The organism is Streptococcus sp. 68 (assembly GCF_013277415.1).
Classification (GTDB): Bacteria; Bacillota; Bacilli; order Lactobacillales; family Streptococcaceae; genus Streptococcus.
The window spans coordinates 1-25,089 of the sequence record NZ_VMMX01000013.1 but is presented as its reverse complement, the minus strand read 5'-3'; the positions used below and the strand labels follow the sequence as shown (position 1 = coordinate 25,089).

Below are 25,089 nucleotides of genomic sequence, written 5' to 3'. Positions count from 1 at the left end.
GGATTTTTACTATGTTGCAAATTTATAAATCTTCTAAATTAACTATCTCCAAACCGTGTTCTGTCAAGCGATAGATGATTGAACAGACCTCTTTTAAGAAACGGCGGTCATGCGAAACAGCGATGAGACCACCAGGATAGGTGGCAAAGAGTTTTCTGATTTGGGGTTGAGAAGTGGGAGAAAAGTTTCGTGTAGGTTCATCCAGCAGGAGAAAGTTTGGTTTGCGCAAGACTAAATCCAAAAGCAGGAGTTTACCCTGTTGCCCGCCAGATAAGGAGCGAATTTGATGCTGCATTTCTGGGTAACTGAAATTGAGACTAGCTAAGTGAGATTGGATTTTCTGCAATTCCTCTTTTTCCCCAGTTTTGCTGAGATAGGCTATTGGGGATAAATCCAATTGCAGTTTCTTGTGGTAATCTTGTGGCATAAAACCAAGCGAAATCTCTCTTTTATCATTCAGAAGTTGTTGTAATTTGACTAACAGAGTTGATTTTCCAATACCATTTGGGCCGATGATACCAATTTTTTCTTGACCACGGACAGTTAATTGTAGTTCTTGAGCCAAAACTCGGTCGTCAATGTACAAATTTTCTTTTTCCAGTTGGATTAAGACTTTAGAAACCGGTAATGGCTGTATATCTGAGAAGAAAAGTCTGATTTCTTCCTCTTCAAGTGGTTTTTGGGTCATGGACTGAGCTGCCTTTTCAATACGTTTTTCTTGAGAGAGAACATTTTTCATCTTTTTAGCTAATAAGCGACCGGCAGTACTGTCTTTGGTAGCTCGAAGGGCAGTTTCTACATTTTGCTTGACTCGCCGATGTTTTTCCATGGTTTTATCGTAGGCTCTTTGGTCGTTGGCTGCTTGCTGGCTTTGTCTGGCAAAATTAGCCTTTCTCTGCTCACTATAGCAATCATAGTCTAAATGCTCTACTAGCGTTTCGACTTCTTTTCGGTGCTTGACCAGTCGCAAGTGGACAATAGTGTCGGCCGTTTGAGACAGAAAGTCCTCATCATGGGAGATGAAAATAACAGTTTGCCGAATCTTTCGAATCTGATTTTTTAGCCAATCAACCGTCTCAAGATCCAAGTCATTTGAAGGTTCATCTAAAAATAGAATCTCAAAGGGGTTAGCTAACTCATGGATGAGCTGAATTTTCAAAGCTTCGCCCCCTGATAGACTGCCAATCTTTTGGTCGCTAGCGAATCGATTGCTATCAAAATGCAATTCCTCAGCCAAACGATAGAGGATACTGTAGTCTAAATCAATAGAATCTAAAAAGAAATAGTCGTGTAGAGTTTTCTTTTTCAGGTCCTCGGGAAGTTTTTGAGGAATATAGGCCAGTGACTGATAGTCAGATTGAATGTCTCCCCTGATAGTGAAATCAGGCAAAGTTTCCCCCATTAAAATTTTAAGTAAGGTGGATTTGCCATTTCCTTCTTCGCCAATAATAGCGACCTTTTCCCCGTCTTGGATGGTCATGGTTAGGTCAGATACAAGATCTCGTAGATCTTTGTTTTGAGTGATGGTTAGATGATTGATTTTTATCATATTGTTGCCCTTTCTAGAATGTCGATAGTGCATAACAAAAAGCTCTACTTTACCTAGTAGAGCCCAAAGTCACTGTCAAAAAAACTCTATTAAAATGCCAGAAAAGAGCATAAAAGAGCACACAAAAAGAGACAAAAACAAGATCTACTAAATAAAGGTTCTTTATTTGATAGACTTAGTTGTTCATGTCTCCCTTACCTCCGAGTATTAGTATCTTTATACTATACCTTTCAGGAAATTTTGTCAACAGAAAACTAGAAATTCTATGCTCTAAAATCCAAAAACAGGTACCTAAAGACTTAGTACGTGTTTGACATGATCGTAATGGAATTTATCATAGTTGTGCCAAGAGATACGTGCTTGGTCGTTGAGTTTTAGGCTACCGAGACCTATCAGAAGACTGGTAGGTTGGTAAAATTTCTCAAGGTCTATTAAGATACTGTTGTTCAACTTTTCCGCTTTTTTGAGCTCTTGCAGAGTAGTATTTAGTAGCTCTTGTAGTCGAATATCATCTGCCCTACCCTGTTTACAGTTTTGGTAGCTTTTATTTATTTAACTCGGATAGGAGTTGGGTTGCATTAGTACCGAGTTCTTTGTCTTCCATGTGAGCATTCTCCTTGCTCTGATGTAGTATAGCAATAAAAAAAATATCATAGTAAACATGTTAAAAATTCGAATGTTAATTACAAAGTTTGGTATGCTGATTTGTAGGCTTTTCATGGTATAATCAAGAGAGTAAATCTTTATGGAGGAAGTATGAAATTAAATATTCAAGAAATTCGTAAGCAGTCTGAAGGCTTGCATTTTGAACAAACGTTAGACCTAGCCGCAGACCTGCGTGCACGCAATCAAGAAATTTTAGATGTAAAAGATATCCTTGCAGTTGGGAAAGTACAGTACGAAGATCGTATGTATTTCTTAGATTATCAACTATCTTATACCATTGTTCTTACTTCAAGTCGCAGTATGGAGCCAGTTGAGTTAGTTGAATCTTATCCAGTAACGGAAGTTTTCATGGAAGGAGCAACCAACCAGCTAGATCAAGAAGTTTTAGACGATGATTTGGTCCTGCCTATCGAAAATGGAGAACTTGACCTTGCTGAGAGCGTATCAGACAATATCCTGCTGAACATTCCTATCAAGGTTTTGACGGCTGAAGAAGAGGCTGGTCAAGGATTTGTGTCAGGAAATGACTGGCAAATCATGACTGAGGAAGAATACCAAGCTCAACAAGCAGTTAAGAAAGAAGAAAACAGTCCTTTTGCTGGCTTACAAGGACTATTTGATGGAGACGAATAATGGTCTTGTCAAAAAAACGAGCACGAAAAGTGCTAGAAGAAATCATTGCTCTTTTTCCAGATGCCAAGCCCAGTCTTGATTTCACCAATCATTTTGAACTCTTGGTTGCGGTCATGTTGTCAGCTCAGACAACGGATGCAGCGGTAAATAAGGCCACACCAGGTCTCTTTGCTGCCTTTCCAACGCCACAAGCCATGTCTGTGGCGACTGAGAGTGAGATTGCCTCACACATTTCTCGCCTGGGACTGTATCGAAATAAGGCTAAATTCCTAAAAAAATGTGCCCAACAGTTACTAGACGATTTTGATGGTCAAGTCCCTCAAACACGAGAGGAATTAGAGAGTTTGGCAGGTGTTGGTCGAAAGACAGCCAATGTTGTCATGAGTGTGGGATTTGGGATTCCAGCCTTTGCAGTGGATACTCATGTGGAGCGTATCTGTAAGCACCACGATATTGTCAAAAAATCAGCGACACCTCTTGAGGTGGAAAAGCGGGTCATGGATATCTTACCACCTGAGCAGTGGTTAGCAGCCCATCAGGCCATGATTTATTTTGGAAGAGCCATTTGCCATCCTAAAAATCCAGAGTGTGACCAGTACCCACAGTTATATGATTTTAGCAATTTATAAGATGGGGTTTCAAAAGTTTTTGCTTGATTTTACGCTCGCTTTGTGCTATAGTAATTGATAACTAAATATTCCTTTAAACCTGTCCCGTGAGGCAGGCAAGGAGCGCGATAAAGTAGAAGGGTGAAGTCTATGCTGTTAGCAGTTGGGCTTGCTTAGCTATACATTTCAAGTCTCCTTGTTTAAGGAGACTTTTCTTTTTGGAGGTTTGTCATGAAGACAAAAGAAGTTGTAGACGAATTGACCGTCAAACGAGCGATTACGCGTATTACATATGAGATTATCGAACGCAACAAAGATTTGAATAAAATCGTCTTGGCTGGTATTAAAACTCGTGGTGTCTTTATCGCCCACCGAATCCAAGAACGTTTGGAACAGCTAGAAAATCTTTCAGTTCCGGTTGTAGAATTGGATACTAAACCCTTCCGTGACGATGTTAAAAGTGGAGAAGATACTTCTTTGGTGTCTGTTGATGTGACAGACCGTGAAGTTATCTTGGTGGATGATGTGCTTTATACAGGTCGTACCATCCGTGCTGCTATTGATAATATTGTAGGTCATGGTCGTCCTGCGCGCGTGAGTTTAGCAGTTTTAGTCGATCGTGGACATAGAGAATTGCCAATCCGTCCAGATTACGTTGGAAAAAACATACCAACTAGTCGTTCTGAAGAAATCATCGTAGAGATGACAGAACTTGATGGACAAGACAGAGTTCTGATTACTGAAGAAGCTTAGAAAGCTAAAGGAGTAGCCATGTCAGAAAACCAACAAGCATTGAACCATGTGGTGTCCATGGAAGACCTCACTGTCGATCAAGTGATGAAATTGATCAAGCGAGGAATTGAGATTAAAAACGGAGCTCAGCTTCCCTATGAAGACCATCCGATTGTTTCCAATCTTTTCTTTGAGGATTCTACACGGACGCATAAGTCCTTTGAAGTGGCAGAGATTAAACTGGGGCTGGAACGACTTGACTTTGATGTGAAAACTAGTTCGGTTAATAAGGGTGAGACACTTTATGATACTATCTTGACTCTGTCTGCTTTAGGAGTTGACGTTTGTGTGATTCGCCACCCAGAGGTTGATTACTACAGAGAGTTAATTGCTAGTCCCACGATTACGACTTCCATCATCAATGGTGGAGATGGTTCGGGACAACATCCTAGCCAAAGCTTGCTGGATTTGATGACTATTTATGAGGAATTTGGTCATTTTGAGGGTCTCAAGGTTGCGATTGCAGGTGACTTGGATCACTCACGCGTTGCCAAATCTAATATGCAGATTTTGAAACGCTTAGGTGCAGAACTTTATTTTGCTGGACCTGAGGAATGGAGAAGTCAAGAGTTTGCAGACTATGGACAGTTTGTAACCATTGATGAAATCATTGATCAGGTGGATGTCATGATGTTTCTCCGTGTGCAACATGAACGTCATGATAGTGGAGCTGTCTTTTCAAAAGAAGATTACCATGCCCAACATGGCTTGACTCAAGAACGTTATGACCGTTTGAAAGAAACAGCAATCCTTATGCATCCAGCTCCAGTCAATCGCGATGTGGAAATCGCAGATCACTTGGTTGAAGCACCAAAATCACGGATTGTCCAACAAATGACCAATGGTGTCTTTGTTCGAATGGCAATCTTAGAATCCGTACTGGCGAGTAGGAACGCCAACTAAAACACAAGACGTTAAAAGACGCCAGTGAGCGTCCACGAGAGGTGAAAATATGATAAAAAGACTTCTAGTATTAGAAGATGGCACAGTTTTTGAAGGCAAGGCCTTCGGAGCAGATATTGATGTTACAGGCGAAATCGTCTTTAATACAGGGATGACCGGCTACCAAGAATCCATTACAGACCAGTCTTATAATGGACAAATCTTGACCTTTACTTATCCTTTGGTAGGAAATTATGGAATCAACCGTGATGATTACGAATCCATTATTCCAACTTGTAAGGGAGTCGTTGTTTTTGAAGAAGCACGTAGAGCAAGTAATTGGCGCAACCAAATGACCTTGGATGAATTTTTGAAAGCCAAGAAAATTCCAGGTATTTCAGGAATTGATACGCGTGCCCTTACCAAGATTATCCGTAAGCATGGTACTATGCGTGCAACCTTGACCCATGTTGGGGACAGCATGGACCATGTGACGGACCAGCTCCAAGCGACAGTCTTGCCGACAGATAATATCAAGCAGGTTTCTACTAAAACTTCCTATCCAGCTCCAGGAGTTGGTTTGAGCGTGGTGTTAGTGGACTTTGGTCTCAAGCACTCAATCCTACGTGAACTTTCTAAACGCAACTGTAATGTGACCGTTGTTCCTTATTCGACAACGGCTGAAGAAATTCTCCATCTCAATCCTGACGGAGTTATGTTGTCAAATGGTCCAGGTAACCCAGAAGATGTTCCACAGGCACTCGATATGATTCGCGGTGTGCAAGGAAAAATTCCAATCTTTGGTATTTGTATGGGGCATCAACTCTTTGCAATGGCAAATGGTGCTAAGACCTATAAGATGAAATTTGGACACCGTGGATTCAACCATGCGGTACGTGAAATTGCTACAGGACGTGTGGATTTTACAAGTCAAAACCATGGTTATGCAGTTAGCCGTGAGGATTTGCCAGAGCATTTGATTATCACCCACGAAGAAATCAATGATAAGTCAGTTGAAGGTGTGCGTCACAGATACCAACCTGCTTTCTCTGTTCAATACCACCCAGATGCAGCCCCTGGTCCACACGACGCAAGCTACCTATTTGACGAGTTTATCGAGATGATGGAAGCTTTTAAACAATCAAACTAAGAACGAGTAAAAGCTCGTCGGAGAATTTATGTAACTGAACACGGACGGAAAGCTCGGAATTTAGAGAAACCAACTTGGATTGTCAATCCTTCCTGGGTTTCCTAAAATTCAATCGCTTTCTATTCGTCCTTTGTATCTTATTTAATGTCGCCCTGAGAGGCGACGAATAGAAAGGAGAAGATACATTGTTCGCGGAAGTGAACACGCCCTAAGAACCGTGTGAAAAAGATAAACATCGTCTTGACGCTGAAGGCGTCTGCACCGAGTTTCCTATTTTCACTGTGTTCTTTACGGGCTTTGTATCATAAACTATGCCTAAACGTACTGATATTCAAAAAATTATGGTGATTGGTTCTGGTCCGATTATTATTGGTCAGGCTGCTGAGTTTGACTACGCTGGGACACAGGCTTGCTTGTCTTTGAAAGAGGAAGGTTATGAGGTTGTTTTGGTTAATTCAAACCCTGCAACTATCATGACGGACAAGGAGATTGCGGACAAGGTCTATATCGAACCGATTACACTTGAGTTTGTGACTCGTATTCTTCGTAAGGAGCGTCCAGATGCCTTGCTGCCAACGCTTGGTGGTCAGACAGGGCTCAATATGGCCATGGAATTGTCTAAAAACGGTATCCTAGATGAGCTTGGGGTAGAACTTCTGGGTACCAAATTATCTGCCATTGACCAAGCGGAGGACCGTGACCTCTTTAAACAATTGATGGAAGAGCTCAACCAACCAATTCCAGAATCTGAAATTGTCAACACAGTCGAAGAAGCTGTTGCCTTTGCAGCGACAATTGGTTACCCAGTTATCGTTCGTCCAGCCTTTACCCTTGGCGGTACTGGTGGTGGTATGTGTGCCAACGAGGAAGAATTGCGTGAAATCGCTGAAAATGGTTTGAAATTATCACCTGTGACCCAATGTTTGATTGAGCGTTCGATTGCAGGTTTCAAGGAAATCGAATACGAAGTGATGCGTGACTCAGCTGACAATGCTTTGGTTGTTTGTAACATGGAAAACTTTGACCCAGTTGGGATTCACACAGGGGATTCCATTGTATTTGCTCCTGCGCAAACCATGTCAGACTATGAAAACCAAATGCTTCGTGATGCGAGCTTGAGCATCATTCGTGCCCTTAAGATTGAAGGTGGATGTAACGTTCAGCTAGCCCTTGATCCACACAGCTTTAAGTATTACGTCATTGAAGTAAATCCACGTGTATCCCGTTCGTCAGCTCTTGCTTCAAAAGCAACAGGTTATCCGATTGCAAAATTGGCTGCCAAGATTGCAGTTGGCTTGACCTTGGATGAGGTTATCAACCCAGTCACAGGTTCAACCTATGCCATGTTTGAACCAGCTCTCGACTATGTCGTTGCCAAGATTCCACGTTTCCCATTTGACAAGTTTGAAAAAGGTGAGCGCCGTCTAGGTACCCAGATGAAGGCGACTGGAGAAGTCATGGCGATTGGCCGTAACATCGAAGAATCTCTCCTTAAAGCTTGTCGTTCCCTTGAAATTGGTGTGCACCACAATGAAATGCCTGAACTTGCATCTGTTTCGGATGATGCCTTGATTGAAAAAGTAGTCAAAGCCCAGGATGACCGTCTCTTCTACGTATCAGAAGCAATTCGTCGTGGCTACACACCAGAAGAAATTGCTGAATTGACCAAGATTGATATCTTCTATCTTGATAAACTCTTGCACATCTTTGAAATTGAGCAGGAGTTGGGTGCCCATCCACAAAATCTAGAAGTTTTGAAAACTGCCAAACTCAATGGATTCTCAGACCGTAAGATTGCTGAACTATGGAAAACGACTGCTGACCAAGTTCGCCAACTTCGTTTGGAAAACAAGATTGTTCCTGTTTATAAGATGGTCGATACTTGTGCGGCAGAATTTGACTCTGAAACACCATATTTCTATTCAACCTATGGTTGGGAAAACGAGTCTATCAAGTCTGATAAGGAATCTGTCCTAGTCCTAGGTTCAGGTCCAATCCGTATAGGTCAAGGGGTTGAGTTTGACTACGCAACTGTTCACTCGGTTAAGGCTATTCAGGCGGCTGGCTATGAAGCCATCATCATGAACTCAAACCCAGAGACCGTTTCTACAGACTTCTCTGTATCAGATAAGCTTTACTTTGAGCCATTGACATTCGAAGATGTTATGAATGTCATTGACTTGGAGCAACCAAAGGGCGTCATCGTTCAGTTTGGTGGTCAAACAGCTATCAACCTTGCGGAGCCATTGGCAAAAGCAGGTGTGACCATCCTTGGTACGCAAGTTTCTGACCTAGACCGCGCCGAAGACCGTGACCTCTTCGAGCAAGCTCTTAAAGATTTGGATATTCCACAGCCACCAGGACAAACGGCTACCAATGAAGAAGAAGCAGTTTTTGCAGCTCGCAAGATTGGCTTCCCAGTCCTCGTTCGCCCATCTTATGTCTTGGGTGGTCGTGCTATGGAAATCGTAGAAAATGAAGAAGATCTTCGTTCTTACATGCGTACAGCGGTTAAGGCTAGTCCAGACCACCCAGTTCTTGTCGATTCTTATATCGTTGGTCAGGAGTGCGAAGTTGATGCCATCTCAGATGGTGAAAATGTCCTTATCCCAGGTATCATGGAGCATATCGAACGTGCTGGTGTCCACTCAGGTGACTCAATGGCTGTTTACCCTCCGCAAACCTTGTCTCAAAAGGTGCAGGAAACCATCGCAGACTACACCAAACGCCTAGCAATCGGCCTCAACTGTCTTGGAATGATGAACATTCAGTTTGTTATCAAGGATGAAAAAGTCTACGTTATTGAGGTCAATCCACGTGCCAGCCGTACCGTTCCATTCCTTTCTAAGATAACTAATATTCCTATGGCTCAAGTAGCGACCAAGCTCATTCTTGGTCAAAACCTTGAAGAACTTGGCTACCAAGATGGACTTTACCCTGAAAGCACCCGCGTTCATATCAAGGCACCTGTCTTCTCCTTTACCAAACTAGCTAAGGTAGACAGCTTACTTGGTCCTGAAATGAAGTCAACAGGTGAAGTTATGGGTTCTGATGCTACTTTGGAAAAAGCTCTTTATAAGGCCTTTGAAGCTTCTTACTTACACTTGCCAACCTTTGGTAACGTTGTATTTACCATCGCTGATGATGCCAAAGAAGAAGCCTTGGACTTGGCTCATCGTTTCCAAAATATTGGCTATGGAATCCTCGCGACAGAAGGGACAGCAGCCTTCTTTGCTAGTCATGGTCTGCAAGCTCAACCAGTTGGTAAGATTGGTGATGACGATAAGGATATTCCAAGTTTTGTTCGCAAAGGAAGAATTCAAGCTATCATTAATACAGTAGGAACTAAACGAACTGCTGATGAAGATGGTGAGCAGATTCGCCGTTCAGCTATTGAACATGGAGTGCCCCTCTTCACAGCTCTAGATACAGCTAACGCCATGCTCAAAGTATTGGAAAGCCGTAGTTTTGTCACAGAAGCAATTTAATACTCAATGAAAATCAAAGAGCAAACTAGGAAACTAGTCGCAGGCTGTACTTGAGTATGGCAAGGCGACATTGACACGGTTTGAAGAGATTTTCGAAGAGTATAAATAGGAAAATAAGTTGGACAAAAGGTCTTTAAGAAGATAAGGAAAACGCATAATATCAGGTGCCGAAAGCCTTGATATTATGCGTTTTATTGTGGGGGGACTTACTTCATTTTTTCCTGCAATTGAGTTTTTTCCAAGTCTCACTCAATACTTTGTATAATTGCCATCAATCAGCTTTTGCGATAAGCTTTAATACTGTGGCTATACCATTCTTGCATCTCCTTTGATGGTGGTGTCATATAATCCCCATACATCTGGGTTAAAAATTGGTCATATTTTTTTGGAACTGGTAACATACGACCTTCAAACTCAGTTAAGATGAGTTCTTTAAAGGTATCAACTGGGAAGACTTCTTTCATTCCTTCTTTACCAATACCAATTCCTCCCTCATATTGAGGAGTGCTGGTTGCAGCATTTTTGACCAGCTGATCAATTTTCTTGTAAAAGTAACGGGGATTGACCACTCGGAGGGCGTACCAGCTACATAATCTTAGAAAATCTTTTAACTTGCTATCACCGTGAACTGCGCGTGATTTTTTGATATAAGCTAGTTGACGAAGAGCTACATACTTATAGCTCTTGTCGACAATGCTCAAGTCTGTAAATCGATCAATTGGGAAGACATCGATGAAAAGGCTGGTATCATGACGCTTGTACTTAACATGGTCTTCGATAACAGTAGAAGTGTCTAAAATCGATGCGAAATTATGGAAGTACCAAGAAGAAGTGTCGTAAGAGAGAACCTTATAACGTGGATGATCTTCTTCTTCAATAATCTTTAGTAAACGCTCATAATCCTCACGATAAAGGGAAATATCAATATCATCATCCCAAGGAATCATACCTTTGTGGCGGATGGCTCCAAGCATGGTTCCATAACTGAGAAAATAAGGAATATCATGTTTCTTACAAGTCTCATCAATATAGTCTAGCAGAGCTAGTTGAATTTCTTTAATTTCTTCTTTTTCTAAATATTGCATCCTAATCCTCCAATTTGTAGGCATGAAATTCATGACTGTAGAAGCGTTTTTCTTCAGATGGCAAGGTCATATAATCCCCATAAAATTGTGTCAAAATAGTATCATATTTTTCAGGTGCGGGAAGGCTTAAATTCTCAAAGGGCAAATCGATTGTTTTATCAAAAGTACCACTTGGAAAGATTTCCTTTTCCTTAAATTTAGAAGGGATAAAAGCCATATACTGCCCATTCTCACGGCTATATTTTTGAATTTCTTTCTCGATTTTATGTGCGAAATAACGAGGAGAAACAGGTCGAAGGAGCAACCAAAAGGCTGTTCGTATCCAATCTTTTAAAAGGTTATCTTTATAGACAATATTTTTATGTTTACTGAAAGATAGAAGTTTGAAGCTTTCCAGCTTATAACAAGTATCAATGACCTTAGGATCATCAAAGCGATCCATAGGGAAAATATCGATAAAAACACCAGACTCATAGGTTTTTGTATTTCGAGTATCAATAATTTTAGTCGTACTGTCAGTTATTTTGATAAAGTTGTTAAAGTAGTTCTTATCAGTTTCTAAGGAAAGGAGCTTATATTTGCTTTTTTCCTTTTGAAAAATGTTTATAAATCGTTGGTAGTCTTCTCGAGGCATGGACAAATCAATATCGTCGTCCCAAGGAATAAAGCCCTCATGTCGAACCGCCCCAATCAGAGTACCGTAGTTAATAATATAGTTGATATTGTGCTTTTTACAGAGAGTATCAATATAATCCAAAATTTCTAATTCAATTTGTTTGGCATCTTCAATGGTTAGTTGTTTCATTTTAAACTCCTATGATTTTTTGAATTTACTTTTTAAGGCTAGGACATGGTTTAAAAATTCATAGAAAATGCTATCTTTTGTAAAGACGAGTAGACCAATATAAGAGATAGCTGATATCAAGACAATCAAACCAGTATTAATCAAAAATGGCAAATTAATGACCATATCCACAGGATACACGAAATTGATCAGGAAATAAATTGCTACAAAGGAAAGTGAAAAGAGCGAGTATCGAACAGTATAGCTAAAGATATGTCCTAAGTGGATGAGTTGTTTTCTATGGATGAAAATGATATAGAAAACAAGTAGAGAGGCCTCTGATAGCATAGTTGTCAGTAAATAGTATTCAGGAGCCACGATATGGTTGAAAAAGAGGAGACTATTTAAGCCCAAATTGAGTAATCCAGCAAAGACTGTGTAAACTGTGATACGTTTTTCATAACCATTTGTAAAGAGAATTTGGGAACCAAGAATGGTATCTAGTGCCAGGATAATCGTCCGAAAAGCGAAGAGAGAGGTTAAGATACCGCCTCCGATATATTTTTCACTACCGTAAAGTAGGATGGCATTTGGTCCTAAAACCATGAGACCAAAGCTCAGTGGGATGATAAAGAAGTTAAAGATTCGACTGCCTCTGTTAACAAGGGCGACATAGGCTTCCTTATCGCCTTTTCCTAGATAGTAACTGAGACGAGGCACACTCACTCCGATAGCTCCTGTTACAACACCAGCTATAACGGTCACAATTCGTTGAGCCATGGTATAGTAACTAACGTTGACATCAATCCCTGTTTTAACGAGGAAGAGACGATCCAAAAATGTGAAGAGCATATTGGCATTAGCAAAGACCAACATGGCTGTCAGAGGGAGAAAGAGCGGTTTAAAATCACTTAGGTGAATCTTAACAAGCTTAATGTCTCTTTTAATCCAAAAATAACTAATCAGATAGTTAATTAGTGTCGATAAACTCATCACAAGTGTATAGACAACAATATCGTGTTCATTTTTGACAAACAGGAAAATAGAGACCAGCATCAGGATACGGATGAAGGCAGTCTTGTAAAAGAGAAAACTGTAATTTTCCAGAGCTTCATTGACCCACTCGATTGAAAAAATCTGGGCAATGAGTTGAATTCCCATAACAAGGTAGACTTTTTTGACGATTGGATTATCTGTAAAGAAGAGAGGATAGGCAAGGATATAGACAGCGGTAGTCAAAATCGTACAAGCAATGCACAAATAAAAAAGACTGGAGAAGGTTCTATTCAGATCTTTTTTGTTATCCTTGACATTACTGATGGCCCGTAAACCGTAGTTATAGACCCCATAAGTCGCAAAGGGCAAGAAAAATGACAAAATAGTGTCGACAGAGTTGAAGTAACCATAGTCAGTTCGATCCAAGACACGCGCGACATAGGTTCCAGTTAGGATGGGAAAAATAATATTTAAGACACGGATTCCCATGTAAGATAGAGCATTTAATTTTATACTTTTCATTCAATTTACCTCGTTTTTCATTATATCATAAAGTCAGCTAATAAGAAATGAAGGGCAGTAATACTCTTCGAAAATCTCTTCAAACCACGTCAGCGTCGCCTTACCGTACTCAAGTACAGCTTACGGCTAGCTTCCTAGCTTGCTTTTTGATTTTCATTGAGTATAAGTCAAGTAATCACTTTGAAGTTTCAAAGCTTAATTTTAAGTTTTCTTTAAGAAAACTATATTATTCTGGAGAACTCTAAAATTTCACAGCCATTTATTGGTAATGACTACAGAATTCCAAGTCATTACTAGAAGTGGACTAGTTTCTTTGAATAATAGAACTCCTTAATCCTTCTATTCTAGAACGGGAGGGCCGGTATTTCTTTCATGATAGGACTAGATTGTGGTATAATAGAGAGAATAAGTTTTTTTAGTAAGACAAAGGAGAAAATAGATGATTTATGCAGGAATTCTTGCCGGTGGAACTGGCACACGCATGGGAATCAGTAACTTGCCAAAACAATTTTTAGAGCTAGGTGATCGACCTATCTTGATTCATACAATTGAAAAATTTGTCTTGGAACCAAGTATTGAAAAAATTGTAGTTGGGGTTCATGGAGACTGGGTTTCTCATGCAGAAGATCTTGTAGATAAATATCTTCCTCTTCATAAGGAACGTATCATCATTACAAAGGGTGGTGCTGACCGCAATACAAGTATTGAGAAAATCATTGAAGCCATTGATTCTTATCGTCCGCTTACTCCAGAGGATATCGTTGTTACACACGATTCTGTTCGTCCATTTATTACGCTTCGCATGATTCAGGACAATATCCAACTTGCCCAGAATCATGACGCAGTGGACACAGTGGTAGAAGCGGTTGATACTATCGTTGAAAGTACCAATGGTCAATTCATTACAGATATTCCAAATCGTGCTCACCTTTATCAAGGACAAACACCTCAAACATTCCGTTGCAAGGACTTCATGGACCTTTATGGCTCTCTGTCTGCTGAAGAGAAAGAAATCTTGACAGATGCATGTAAAATCTTTGTGATCAAAGGAAAAGATGTGGCCTTGGCCAAAGGTGAATACTCAAATCTGAAGATTACAACCGTAACAGATTTGAAGATTGCAAAAAGTATGATTGAGAAAGACTAGTAAAATGATTAATCAAATTTATCAACTAACTAAGCCCAAGTTTATCAATGTCAAATATCAGGAAGAGGCTATTGACCAAGAAAATCATATCCTTATCCGTCCTAATTATATGGCGGTCTGTCATGCGGATCAGCGTTACTACCAAGGGAAACGTGATCCAAAGATTTTGAATAAAAAACTTCCAATGGCAATGATTCACGAATCATGTGGAACCGTTATTTCTGATCCGACAGGAACCTACGAGGTTGGGCAAAAAGTTGTCATGATTCCCAATCATCCTCCTATGCAGAGTGATGAAGAATTCTATGAGAACTACATGACAGGGACCCATTTCTTGTCTAGTGGATTTGATGGCTTTATGAGAGAGTTTGTTTCTCTCCCTAAAGACCGTGTGGTGGCTTATGATGCTATTGAAGACACGGTTGCAGCCATTACAGAGTTTGTCAGTGTCGGTATGCACGCTATGAATCGCCTATTGACTCTTGCTCATAGTAAGCGAGACCGAATCGCCGTTATCGGAGATGGAAGTTTAGCATTTGTGGTTGCCAATATTATCAACTATACTTTGCCAGAAGCAGAGATTGTGGTTATTGGTCGTCATTGGGAAAAGTTGGAACTCTTCTCTTTTGCCAAAGAATGCTATATAACTGATAATATTCCTGAAGATTTGGCCTTTGACCATGCTTTTGAGTGTTGTGGTGGTAATGGTACTGGACCGGCTATAAATGACCTAATTCGCTACATTCGTCCTCAGGGAACAATTCTCATGATGGGAGTTAGCGAATATAAAGTCAATCTCAATACTCGCGATGCCTTAGAAAAAGGCTTGCTCTTGGTTGGTTCCTCTCGTTCTGGTCGTATTGATTTTGAAAATGCCATCCAAATGATGGAAGTCAAGAAATTTGCCAATCGTCTTAAAAATATCCTTTATCTAGAAGAACCTGTAAGAGAAATTAAAGATATTCACCGTGTCTTTGCGACCGATTTAAACACAGCCTTTAAAACCGTGTTTAAGTGGGAAGTATAAGTGCTGGAGGTTAATTGTGGAGAAAATCATTAAAGAAAAAATTTCTTCCTTACTTAGTCAAGAAGAGGAAGTCCTCAGTGTCGAACAATTGGGGGGAATGACCAATCAAAACTATTTGGTCAAAACAACAAATAAGCAATACATTGTTAAATTCTTTGGTAAAGGGACAGAAAAACTGATCAATCGACAAGATGAAAAGTACAATCTTGAACTACTAAAGGATTTAGACTTAGATGTAAAAAATTATCTTTTTGATATTGAAGCTGGTATCAAAGTAAATGAGTATATCGAATCTGCTATTACGCTTGATTCAAGGTCAATCAAGACCAAATTTGATAAAATTGCTCCAATATTACAAACCATTCATGCTTCTGGCAAGGAATTAAGAGGAGAATTTGCTCCTTTTGAAGAAATCAAAAAATACGAATCCTTGATTGAAGAGAAAATCCCTTATGCCAACTATGAAACTGTTCGAGAAGAAGTCTTCTCCTTAGAGAAAAGACTGGCTGACTTAGGTGTTGACAGAAAATCTTGTCATATCGATTTGGTGCCTGAAAACTTTATCGAGTCACCACAAGGACGACTTTATCTGATTGACTGGGAATATTCATCAATGAACGATCCAATGTGGGATTTGGCTGCCCTCTTTTTAGAGTCTGAATTCACTCGTCAAGAGGAAGAAGACTTCTTGTCTCACTATGAGAGTGACCAAACACCTGTCTCTCGAGAAAAGATTACCATTTATAAAATTTTACAAGATATCATTTGGAGTTTATGGACAGTCTATAAAGAAGAGCAAGGTGCAGATTTTGGTGACTATGGTGTGAGTCGTTACCAAAGAGCTGTCAAAGGTTTGGCTTCTTATGGAGGTTCAGATGAAAACTAAAAATGGAGTTTCTTTTGGTCTACTCTCAGGTATTTTCTGGGGGTTGGGTCTAACGATTAGTGCTTATATCTTTTCGATTTTTACAGATTTGTCGCCCTTTGTGGTGGCCGCTGCTCACGATTTCTTGAGTATCTTTATCTTACTAGCTTTTCTCTTGGTAAAAGAAGGAAAAGTTCGCCTCTCAATTTTCTTAAATATTCGCAATGTTAGTGTTATCATCGGAGCCTTGCTAGCAGGCCCTATCGGTATGCAGGCCAATCTTTATGCGGTTAAGTATATCGGAAGTTCCTTAGCTTCATCAGTATCCGCTATCTATCCTGCGATTTCAGTTTTATTAGCTTTCTTCTTTTTGAAGCACAAGATTTCAAAAAATACTGTATTTGGGATTGTCTTGATTATTGGAGGGATAATTGCTCAGACCTATAAGGTTGAACAGGTTAATTCCTTCTACATTGGTATTCTCTGTGCTTTGGTTTGTGCCATTGCATGGGGAAGTGAGAGTGTTCTTAGCTCCTTTGCCATGGAAAGTGAATTGAGTGAAATCGAAGCCCTCTTAATCCGTCAAGTGACTTCATTCTTGTCCTATCTTGTGATTGTGCTCTTCTCTCATCAGTCATTTACCGCAGTAGCCAATGGACAATTGCTAGGTCTCATGATTGTCTTTGCAGCCTTTGATATGATTTCCTACTTGGCTTATTATATCGCTATCAATCGCTTGCAACCAGCCAAGGCAACAGGTTTGAACGTAAGCTATGTAGTTTGGACTGTCTTGTTCGCAGTTGTTTTCTTGGGTGCACCGCTAGATATGCTGACAATTATTACGTCACTTGTCGTTATTGCTGGAGTTTATATTATTATTAAAGAATAAAGGAGATTCGTGTGAAAGCCATTATCTTAGCAGCGGGATTGGGAACTCGCTTGCGTCCTATGACTGAAAATACCCCTAAAGCCTTGGTTCAGGTTAATCAAAAACCTTTGATTGAATACCAAATTGAGTTTCTTAAAGAAAAAGGGATCAATGACATCATCATCATCGTTGGTTACCTTAAAGAACAATTCGATTACTTGAAAGAAAAATATGGGGTTCGCCTCGTCTTCAATGATAAATACGCTGACTACAATAACTTTTACTCTCTCTATCTTGTAAAAGAAGAATTAGCCAACAGCTATGTTATTGATGCCGATAATTATCTCTTTAAAAATATGTTCCGCAATGATTTGACTCGTTCGACTTATTTTAGTGTCTATCGTGAAGATTGTACCAACGAATGGTTCTTGGTCTATGGAGATGACTACAAGGTTCAAGACATTACTGTTGATAGTAAGGCAGGTCGCATCCTTAGTGGTGTATCTTTCTGGGATGCCCCAACTGCAGAAAAGATTGTCAGCTTTATTGACAAGGCTTATGAAAGTGGAGAATTTGTTGATCTTTACTGGGACAATATGGTTAAGGATAATATCAAAGAGCTAGATGTCTATGTTGAAGAATTAGAAGGCAACAGCATCTATGAGATCGATAGTGTCCAAGACTATCATAAATTAGAAGAAATTCTTAAAAACGAAAATTAAAGATTTTGTATGTGAGTTATAGTCTCGATAAAAATAGTTACATCAAAATGAAATAGGAATTAGGCGAATCAATTGGGGAAGTCAAATTAATGTGTTCGTATCCTATTTCAATCTATTATACAAGAAAAGTACAAATAAAAAATCTCCAGATTAGGAACCGTCAGTGAGTTCTCTAGTCTGGAGATTTTTCAATATACTTCGTTATTGGACGGTTACAATTGAGTGTTATCTAGCTTCCGGCTCATTTATTTGTTGATTTAGCCCCATCCCTATCCAGCGGATAGGTCGGTGTAATAGAATCCCTAGACAGAGGCGAAACTAAGTCCTTATTTAGTACTCGATCTGTTCCTTGTTGAACATAAGCCACGATAAGACGTAGCGGTTTATCGCCTATGGATTGCTTTTTATACTGAGTCGGATATAATACTGATGTTCCATCTGCTCCTACTAGCCCCCATGCAACGATGTCATAACCTTCTGCTGAGGTTTCAATTCCACCAAAATTTTCATTATGTCCACCTTGAACCAAATACATTTTCAATTGAGAGCCTTGCGGAATATTAGAACTAGAGAATCCATTTGGTGGAGTAGGAATTTTCCCCTTAACTATAGGTTTTTCTCCTGCTTTTCCCTCTACATCTTGTTGAGCAGTCTTTCCTGGATTTAGTGGAGATTCATCAAATTCTGGTTTTGGTAGTTGATACAGAACCTCTTGAATCTTACTAGACACGTGACCGCTTCCTTCAGTTACTGTTAAGGTTGTATTGTATAGCCCATAGAGATTTTTAGGAGACTGACCGGTAATAGTTAAAACAGCTCGTTTTCCATTACTATCAATTCTTGTTTTGATTGTAGCCCAAGTTTTACCGTCCTTACCCACCGTTGGGAACCCTGATAAAGAAATATTTCTAATAGTTCCAGTTTCTACAGTAGCAATATATTTTAAAGGTATCTCGTTTAAGTTTTGACCGTTATATAAATTACGAGCGTCTCTTTCTCTTCCTGAATCATCCCTAGATCTTTTTTCGTTCCCGGTACTTCCTGTAGCAAACCCATAAACAAGACCTGAAACACTTCTACGATTCCTGGTTCCTCCAGTTTCCTCTGCATCTTTCTTTAGATGAGCAGCCTTTTTATACTCCTCAAGTGCAGCATTAAAGACCTCCTGATTGACAAGTCCATTTTCTGATTGCCCCAATGCTTCATTGAATTTATCATAGGATTCCTTGAGTTTTTGTTTCATTTATGATAGATATTTCTATTTATCGGACTAGCTTGTCTCCCATATAGTATACTCACTCTATCTAAATAGGATATTTTAACTTTGACTTAACAGAGGTATGATCATAATGAAAACGATATAGCAGATTGAAGCTGGAATAGTACACCTTACTTTCTAAAATATTGTTAAAAATTAGTTTGAATTTCTCAACTAATTTATTCAGTTATTACTTCATTCTGCTATAAAAACCAAACGCTCCCTTCTCACGATAGCAAAAACCAGTATGTAACAAAAAATTAATAATTCTGACATTTCAAGATACAGAGCTTGCAATCATTGATAAAATCAGCTACCATGAGTAAGTAAGTAAGTAAGTTTTATTGTCCCGATTATGATATAATGATTAAGCTAGATAAACTGTGCTAGTAGGAGAAACGATCTTTTCCGCTAGATGTAAACATGAAACTTCCTTTCCTAAAAAACATGACAAAATGATTAATAATTGCTAAGCCTACTAGACAGTTACCCTAGTTTTTTGAATAGAATGAATAGATAAAAAGGGGTTACGAATATGACGCCAGAAGAAATGTACCTGACAGAGCGATTGGACGTACAGATAGCTCATTTTTTAAAGAAAAGCGTTCAACATCGTAGACGCTATAAGGTATTAAAAATAACAGAAATTGTGGCAGGTTTCCTCATAGCTGTTTTTTGTGCTATTCCTATGCCAGGTGATCGCTACCGTTTGATTTCGGTTGCCTTGTCCAGTCTAGGCTTGCTGTGTGAGGGGATTCTCAATTTGTATAATGCCAAGGAACACTGGATTTCTTACCAAAAAACTGCGCAACTCCTGGAGAGAGAAAAATTCCTCTATCAATGCCAAACGGAGAAATATGCAGGAAAAACCAAGGCTTTTGCCCTATTTGTCAAGACATGCGAAGGTCTTATCTCAGAGGAAATCAACCAGTGGGAAAGTATCCAGTCAAAAGAAGTGGCAGCTAGTGCAGATGCTCCAGAGAAAAAAGAGTAGGAGGTGGAGGAAATGTATCAATCCAGCTACCTATTGCCCTTGCTCTGGTTAAAAAAAGAAGCCGATAAGGAAAAGATGAGCGCGACCCAGTGCCAGATATTTTTCTTTTACTATCAACTGTTTGAACTCTTATTTGCTAGAGAAAGCGACTTGAAAGACTTATGTCTGGGAAGGCAAGGTTTTTATTTCTCGCAGTTAGAGAAAGATTTGCTTTCTGGAGTTTCCCACTTTCTAAAAAACTTGGAGGGAAAAGGGACTCTCAAGGCTAATCAAGAAGTATCAGCTCGCAAAGCTCTTTTTCTAGCCTTGACAACTAGCCAGTCAGATTGGCAGGCTTTGGCTCCTGTTTTTGATTTTTATCAGGCTGTCGGGAGGCTTGAACATCCTTCTCTCTTGAGTTCTCAGGACAGACAATATCTGATGTGGATTTACCAGTCAGCTTTGGAGAAGGATTATAGTGTCAAGGTAATTGGCGACAAGCATTTTGTATTGAAGAGACAAGATGCTACTAAATTGACAGGGCGCCAAACTCAAACTTTGGAAATTCTGAGCCAATCAGAAGACTTGGTCAATCCTGTCTATGTTACATTAGGAGAAAAGGGGGTGCTCTTGCTTGATTAAGAGAGGAGATGTTGTAGCTCTTTATTTGCCTTTTCCGACTATTAGTAGCGATTTGGCTGTGAAGAATCATATGTATATTTGTATTGACAACAGCATGACTAAAAACAAAGAGTTGGTTAAAAATCAGACCTTCAAACCAGCTCTCTTGACCAGACGTTTGGTCAAGAACTTTATGATAGAAGAGCCGGATTTAGCTCGTAATTCTTTTACAAGACCAACCTTGATTGACTTAGATAAGGTATTTATGTTGGATAATACGGTCATTCCGACTTCTTATCTAGCCAGACGGCGACGCAATGTCTCAGAAGAATTATACGAGGAAGTTTTGGATCACTTAGTCCAACCACGGCTGATTTCGCTGAACAAGTCTGAGTTTATGCAACTCAATCCAGGAACTTATTAGGAGGTAGAAGATGACAAATAAAGCAGTAAATGACTTTATACTAGCTATGGATTACGATAAAAAGAAACTCTTGACCCATCAGGGAGAAAGTATTGAAAATCGTTTCATCAAAGAGGGGAATCAGCTACCCGATGAGTTTGTTGTTATCGAAAGAAAGAAGCGGAGTCTGTCGACAAATACAAGTGATATTTCTGTAACAGCTACCAACGACAGTCGCCTCTATCCTGGAGCACTTCTCGTAGTGGATGAGACCTTGTTAGAGAATAATCCCACTCTTCTTGCGGTCGATCGTGCTCCGATGACTTATAGTATTGATTTGCCTGGTTTGGCAAGTAGTGATAGCTTTCTCCAAGTGGAAGATCCCAGCAATTCAAGTGTTCGCGGAGCGGTAAACGATTTGTTGGTCAAGTGGCATCAAGATTATGGTCAGGTCAATAATGTCCCAGCTAGAATGCAGTATGAAAAAATCACGGCTCACAGCATGGAACAACTCAAGGTCAAGTTTGGTTCTGACTTTGAAAAGACAGGGAATTCTCTTGATATTGATTTTAATTCTGTCCATTCGGGCGAAAAGCAGATTCAGATTGTCAATTTTAAGCAGATTTATTATACAGTCAGCGTAGATGCTGTTAAAAATCCAGGAGATGTGTTTCAAGATACTGTAACGGTAGAGGATTTGAGGCAGAGAGGAATTTCTGCCGATCGTCCTTTGGTCTATATTTCGAGTGTTGCTTATGGGCGTCAGGTTTATCTCAAGTTGGAAACCACGAGTAAGAGTGATGAAGTCGAGGCTGCTTTTGAAGCTTTGATAAAAGGAGTCAAGGTAGCTCCTCAGACAGAGTGGAAGCAGATTTTGGACAATACAGAAGTGAAGGCGGTTATTTTAGGAGGGGACCCGAGTTCGGGTGCCCGAGTTGTAACAGGCAAGGTGGATATGGTAGAGGACTTGATTCAAGAAGGCAGTCGCTTTACAGCCGATCATCCAGGTTTGCCGATTTCTTATACAACTTCTTTTTTACGGGACAATGTAGTTGCGACCTTTCAAAACAGTACAGACTATGTTGAGACTAAGGTGACAGCTTACAGAAACGGAGATTTACTCTTGGATCATAGTGGTGCCTATGTTGCCCAATATTACATTACTTGGGATGAATTATCCTATGATTATCAAGGTAAAGAAGTTTTGACTCCTAAGGCTTGGTACAGAAATGGGCAGGATTTGACGGCTCATTTTACCACTAGTATTCCTTTAAAAGGGAATGTTCGCAATCTCTCTATCAAAATTAGGGAGTGTACCGGACTTGCCTGGGAATGGTGGCGTACGGTTTATGAAAAAACCGATTTGCCACTAGTACGTAAGCGGACGATTTCTATTTGGGGAACGACTCTTTATCCTCAGGTAGAAGATAAGGTAGAAAATGACTAGGAGGGAAGAATGTTTGCGACAAAAAGAGTGAATGGCGATTTGTTTTCAGGACTTATCACAGATGTGGATGAGGAAATCATGAATAGCGATCAAAATCGCCTTGATATTGATACTATTGTCATCCACCATAATGGTGGGCTGAGTGATGAGGGGGCTAGAAGTACTTGGTATGTCTCTACAGGTCATGGCACATCTGCTCACTATCAGGTGACTCCTGATAAGATATGGGGGTGTGTTGGTGAAGAGAGCGTTGCCTATCATGCTGGCAACTATGAAGTCAATCAGCGTTCGATTGGTATTGAACACTTAAATAACCGTGGGGAACCTGACTGGACTATTGCAGAGGAAACCTACTGGAACTCAGCACGTTTGATTGCAGATATTTGTGATCGTTATAATTTGCCAATCAATCGTGAGACCATCCATCCTCACCAGGAATTTACAGCTACAGATTGCCCTGGGGGGATTGATCTAAATCGACTCATCCAGATGGCGGCTGAGATTCATGCTGGCGATAGTTTCCAAGTCTCAAAAGAGGAACAGCCTCGAGATGGGAATGGAGAGTATCTAGTGCGTGTGGTAGATGATGATCTCTACATCCGAACAGGTCCAGGTCTGGCTTATCCTGACCAAGGTTTTTGTCCTCTTGGGACTTTTACCATCATGCAGGTAGAAGAAGCAGATGGCTATACTTGGGGCTTGTTGAAGTCGGGTAGGGGCTGGATCGCACTAGACTATACAGAAGAAATCAAATAGAAAAAGGAAGGAAGAATGAATGAAACTAAAAAGTAAAGAAGAGCGCAAAGGGGAAAAGGTTTTTCGTTACTCAATAAGGAAGTACCACTTCGGTGCTGCTAGCGTTGCCGTTGCGGCGCTGATGTTTTTTGCCAATGGGACAGTGCAGGCACAAACGCCTGATATTTCTCCAGCGACAGAGAACGGAACGACTAGAACCAGCGCCCTTGTAAGCGATTCCTCGGGGGGGATCTGAAGAGCTAAGTGAAAAAAGTCTTGTCACAGCCCCTAGTGAACCCGAGCAATCTAGCCAAGGTAATCAAAAGCCTCAAGAAGCATCAGATGAAAACAAGTCTCTAGTAAAAGATAGCGAAGAAGGCAAGGGAGAAAAACAAGCAGAGGTAAACCGTCCTACTGTGGATAAGTCACTTGCCGAGTCTGCACAAACCAGTCTACAAGCTTTACTTGCTAATCTGACGCTGGACTCCATGAAAGAACTTCACGCTCGTGTAGAAGCAGGTCTAGCACAAGCTAAAGCTGTTCTTGAGAATCCAAACTCTAGTCAAGAGGAAGTCAATGCCCAAGTTCAAGCTATGAAAACCTTGACTGAGGAGGTCAACAAGGCTTTGGCTGGTGGAGTCACTTCTCCAACCGAGCTCGTAGAAGGAAGGGGTGCGACTCTGAGTGAACCGAGCCCGGCTCCTAGACGGGGGCGACGTGGTGGGGGATTGCTAGCCTCTCCTCCAGTATCAGTGTCAACAGAAAACAAAGAAAAGGGGGAGACAGCGGAGGGGGCTACAGACTACACAAATGGTTCAGGTAGCTATCCTCTATCAGAAAACATCCATAAACTCCTCCAAGAGCTGAAGACCAGCACTGAAAATCCAGAACAAGTCCAAAAACTTAAAGAAGCATACGATAAACTAAATGAAGCACTTCAGACAAAGGAAGATGGGGTTGTTGACCAGGAGGTCTTTAATGCTGCTCTTGAGGAGTATAAAAAGGCTAGTCAACTGAAAAAAGATGCAGAGGGAACTGGAACAACTAGGAGTCGAAGAAGTAAACGTGACGCTGTTAGCTTAAAGCTAGAGAAGCTTGCTCCAGGTCGTGTAGAACGCCCTACTCAAAATCCGAAGGATACTGTTTCAGACTACCAATATCAGGGATATGGTTTAAGATTTAGAGCTGAATCAACAACGAAAAATATTCGTGAAATGACTATTACCGGGATAGAGGGACTTGGACTTACAAGCAAAATAAGTGGTTTGGGTACTCGTAAGGCTATAATGCAATTAACTGGTGTAATCCCACGGACTCAGTTTGGTATAAGACAGTATACCGTTAAAGCTACAGATGAGGGAGGATTTTCACAAATATACACAGGATATATACAACTCCCTCTTCCAAAAGCAACATTTATTACAACGGATAAAGAACTTGAAGGAAAAGCGGGTACGATTCCTCAAGACCCGACATTTAGAGACCCTTCTAAATTTATTAGAGCTAGATTACCTGCTGGAGTTGATACAAGAAACAGAACTAATAATCAAGAAGTGAGAGTTTATCTAGTGAAAGGCGGCTCTACTTATAATGGATATGATACAGTTGTGCCATATGCTAAAAACTTTACAATCCTTTCAAGTGGTCTTCCAGATGCTAATGGAGTAGTAACTTTTACTCCGCCTGACTACCAAAAATATGGTGTTGATAAATTAGGAACCGATCAATTACGATTGGTCACAATGATGGTAACATCTGGTACGGATAGACCGCTTGATAACGAAGGTTCCATATCCGAGTTATCAGATAGTACCATACGGGCGACAGTTAATAAGAGCGATCTTTCTAACAAGACTCAAGAGCTAGAA

22 protein-coding genes and 2 pseudogenes are annotated in these 25,089 nt (G+C 40.3%); 18 read left to right on the top strand and 6 right to left on the bottom strand.

Annotation, left to right across the window (positions count from 1 at the left end; all coding sequences use genetic code 11):
• Positions 1-22: 22 nt before the first annotated feature.
• Both HT720_RS08140 and HT720_RS08135 read right to left on the bottom strand, forming a co-directional pair.
• The gene (locus HT720_RS08140) at positions 23-1,582 is read right to left on the bottom strand and encodes an ATP-binding cassette domain-containing protein (protein WP_173275554.1); all 1,560 of its coding nucleotides are present in this window, start codon (positions 1,580-1,582) and stop codon (positions 23-25) included.
• A gap of 258 nt (positions 1,583-1,840) precedes the next feature.
• Positions 1,841-2,153: pseudogene (locus tag HT720_RS08135) on the bottom strand (helicase BlpT).
• 152 nt (positions 2,154-2,305) lie between these two features.
• On the opposite strand from HT720_RS08135, the gene HT720_RS08130 reads away from it, so the two are divergent.
• The 6 genes from HT720_RS08130 to carB all read left to right on the top strand — a co-directional run bounded on the left by HT720_RS08130 (position 2,306) and on the right by carB (position 9,768).
• Positions 2,306-2,848 (top strand): DUF177 domain-containing protein, encoded by a 543-nt coding sequence (locus tag HT720_RS08130; protein WP_173275551.1) that lies wholly within the window; start codon positions 2,306-2,308, stop codon positions 2,846-2,848.
• Entirely contained in the window at positions 2,848-3,477 is a 630-nt protein-coding gene (nth, locus tag HT720_RS08125; RefSeq protein ID WP_000244443.1) for an endonuclease III, read from the top strand. Before HT720_RS08130 ends, nth begins: the two co-directional genes overlap by 1 nt.
• Before the next feature lie 210 nt (positions 3,478-3,687).
• Positions 3,688-4,209, top strand: a complete 522-nt coding sequence (gene pyrR / locus HT720_RS08120; protein WP_033676960.1) for a bifunctional pyr operon transcriptional regulator/uracil phosphoribosyltransferase PyrR — start codon at positions 3,688-3,690, stop codon at positions 4,207-4,209.
• Between the two features lie 18 nt (positions 4,210-4,227).
• Positions 4,228-5,151 (top strand): aspartate carbamoyltransferase catalytic subunit, encoded by a 924-nt coding sequence (locus tag HT720_RS08115; RefSeq protein ID WP_050108081.1) that lies wholly within the window; start codon positions 4,228-4,230, stop codon positions 5,149-5,151.
• Between the two features lie 49 nt (positions 5,152-5,200).
• Positions 5,201-6,280 (top strand): carbamoyl phosphate synthase small subunit, encoded by a 1,080-nt coding sequence (locus tag HT720_RS08110; RefSeq protein ID WP_000595946.1) that lies wholly within the window; start codon positions 5,201-5,203, stop codon positions 6,278-6,280.
• Between the two features lie 311 nt (positions 6,281-6,591).
• Positions 6,592-9,768 carry a carbamoyl-phosphate synthase large subunit gene (gene carB, locus HT720_RS08105; RefSeq protein WP_173275548.1) on the top strand — a complete coding sequence of 1,059 codons (3,177 nt, stop codon included), beginning with the start codon at positions 6,592-6,594 and terminating at the stop codon, positions 9,766-9,768.
• A 275-nt stretch (positions 9,769-10,043) separates the two neighbouring features.
• Here the strand turns inward: carB and HT720_RS08100 are convergent, their stop codons facing one another.
• The 3 genes from HT720_RS08100 to tacF are packed head-to-tail and all read right to left on the bottom strand — an operon-like array spanning position 10,044 to position 13,155.
• On the bottom strand, positions 10,044-10,853 hold the full coding sequence (locus HT720_RS08100; protein ID WP_173275545.1) for a phosphorylcholine transferase LicD: 810 nt from the start codon (positions 10,851-10,853) through the stop codon (positions 10,044-10,046).
• Between the two features lies 1 nt (position 10,854).
• Positions 10,855-11,658: a phosphorylcholine transferase LicD gene (locus tag HT720_RS08095; RefSeq protein ID WP_173275542.1), complete on the bottom strand. Its 804-nt coding sequence runs from the start codon at positions 11,656-11,658 to the stop codon at positions 10,855-10,857.
• A 9-nt stretch (positions 11,659-11,667) separates the two neighbouring features.
• Complete coding sequence (gene tacF, locus HT720_RS08090) at positions 11,668-13,155, bottom strand: type IV teichoic acid flippase TacF (RefSeq protein WP_112445190.1); 1,488 nt, start codon at positions 13,153-13,155, stop codon at positions 11,668-11,670.
• Between the two features lie 439 nt (positions 13,156-13,594).
• On the opposite strand from tacF, the gene HT720_RS08085 reads away from it, so the two are divergent.
• From HT720_RS08085 to HT720_RS08065, 5 genes are read left to right on the top strand one after another with little or no spacing between them, the layout of a single operon-like run.
• Positions 13,595-14,302, top strand: coding sequence for a 2-C-methyl-D-erythritol 4-phosphate cytidylyltransferase (locus HT720_RS08085; protein ID WP_173275539.1), 708 nt, complete (start codon positions 13,595-13,597; stop codon positions 14,300-14,302).
• A 4-nt stretch (positions 14,303-14,306) separates the two neighbouring features.
• A complete protein-coding gene (locus HT720_RS08080; RefSeq protein ID WP_049524202.1) occupies positions 14,307-15,329 on the top strand; it encodes a ribitol-5-phosphate dehydrogenase in 1,023 nt (340 codons plus the stop codon).
• 16 nt (positions 15,330-15,345) lie between these two features.
• Positions 15,346-16,215, top strand: coding sequence for a choline kinase LicA (gene licA / locus HT720_RS08075; protein WP_173275536.1), 870 nt, complete (start codon positions 15,346-15,348; stop codon positions 16,213-16,215).
• On the top strand, positions 16,205-17,083 hold the full coding sequence (locus HT720_RS08070; protein ID WP_173275533.1) for a DMT family transporter: 879 nt from the start codon (positions 16,205-16,207) through the stop codon (positions 17,081-17,083). Before licA ends, HT720_RS08070 begins: the two co-directional genes overlap by 11 nt.
• A gap of 11 nt (positions 17,084-17,094) precedes the next feature.
• Positions 17,095-17,784: a CTP--phosphocholine cytidylyltransferase gene (locus HT720_RS08065; protein WP_004257991.1), complete on the top strand. Its 690-nt coding sequence runs from the start codon at positions 17,095-17,097 to the stop codon at positions 17,782-17,784.
• Positions 17,785-18,025: 241 nt separating this feature from the next.
• Here the strand turns inward: HT720_RS08065 and HT720_RS08060 are convergent, their stop codons facing one another.
• Complete coding sequence (locus HT720_RS08060) at positions 18,026-19,027, bottom strand: hypothetical protein (protein WP_173275530.1); 1,002 nt, start codon at positions 19,025-19,027, stop codon at positions 18,026-18,028.
• Positions 19,028-19,577: 550 nt separating this feature from the next.
• On the opposite strand from HT720_RS08060, the gene HT720_RS08055 reads away from it, so the two are divergent.
• The 7 genes and pseudogenes from HT720_RS08055 to HT720_RS08025 form a co-directional block, all read left to right on the top strand.
• Entirely contained in the window at positions 19,578-20,036 is a 459-nt protein-coding gene (locus tag HT720_RS08055; RefSeq protein ID WP_031233612.1) for a DUF4231 domain-containing protein, read from the top strand.
• A gap of 12 nt (positions 20,037-20,048) precedes the next feature.
• Positions 20,049-20,657: a hypothetical protein gene (locus HT720_RS08050; RefSeq protein WP_173275527.1), complete on the top strand. Its 609-nt coding sequence runs from the start codon at positions 20,049-20,051 to the stop codon at positions 20,655-20,657.
• The gene (locus tag HT720_RS08045; protein WP_240156333.1) at positions 20,650-21,060 is read left to right on the top strand and encodes a hypothetical protein; all 411 of its coding nucleotides are present in this window, start codon (positions 20,650-20,652) and stop codon (positions 21,058-21,060) included. The genes HT720_RS08050 and HT720_RS08045 overlap by 8 nt, the downstream gene beginning before the upstream one ends.
• Before the next feature lie 10 nt (positions 21,061-21,070).
• Positions 21,071-22,486 carry a cholesterol-dependent cytolysin pneumolysin gene (gene ply, locus HT720_RS08040; RefSeq protein WP_173275524.1) on the top strand — a complete coding sequence of 472 codons (1,416 nt, stop codon included), beginning with the start codon at positions 21,071-21,073 and terminating at the stop codon, positions 22,484-22,486.
• A 9-nt stretch (positions 22,487-22,495) separates the two neighbouring features.
• The gene (locus HT720_RS08035) at positions 22,496-23,242 is read left to right on the top strand and encodes a peptidoglycan recognition family protein (protein ID WP_101514457.1); all 747 of its coding nucleotides are present in this window, start codon (positions 22,496-22,498) and stop codon (positions 23,240-23,242) included.
• A 19-nt stretch (positions 23,243-23,261) separates the two neighbouring features.
• A complete protein-coding gene (locus HT720_RS08030; protein ID WP_173275521.1) occupies positions 23,262-23,477 on the top strand; it encodes a YSIRK-type signal peptide-containing protein in 216 nt (71 codons plus the stop codon).
• Positions 23,478-23,637: 160 nt separating this feature from the next.
• Positions 23,638-25,089: pseudogene (locus tag HT720_RS08025) on the top strand (hypothetical protein); the annotation flags it as partial.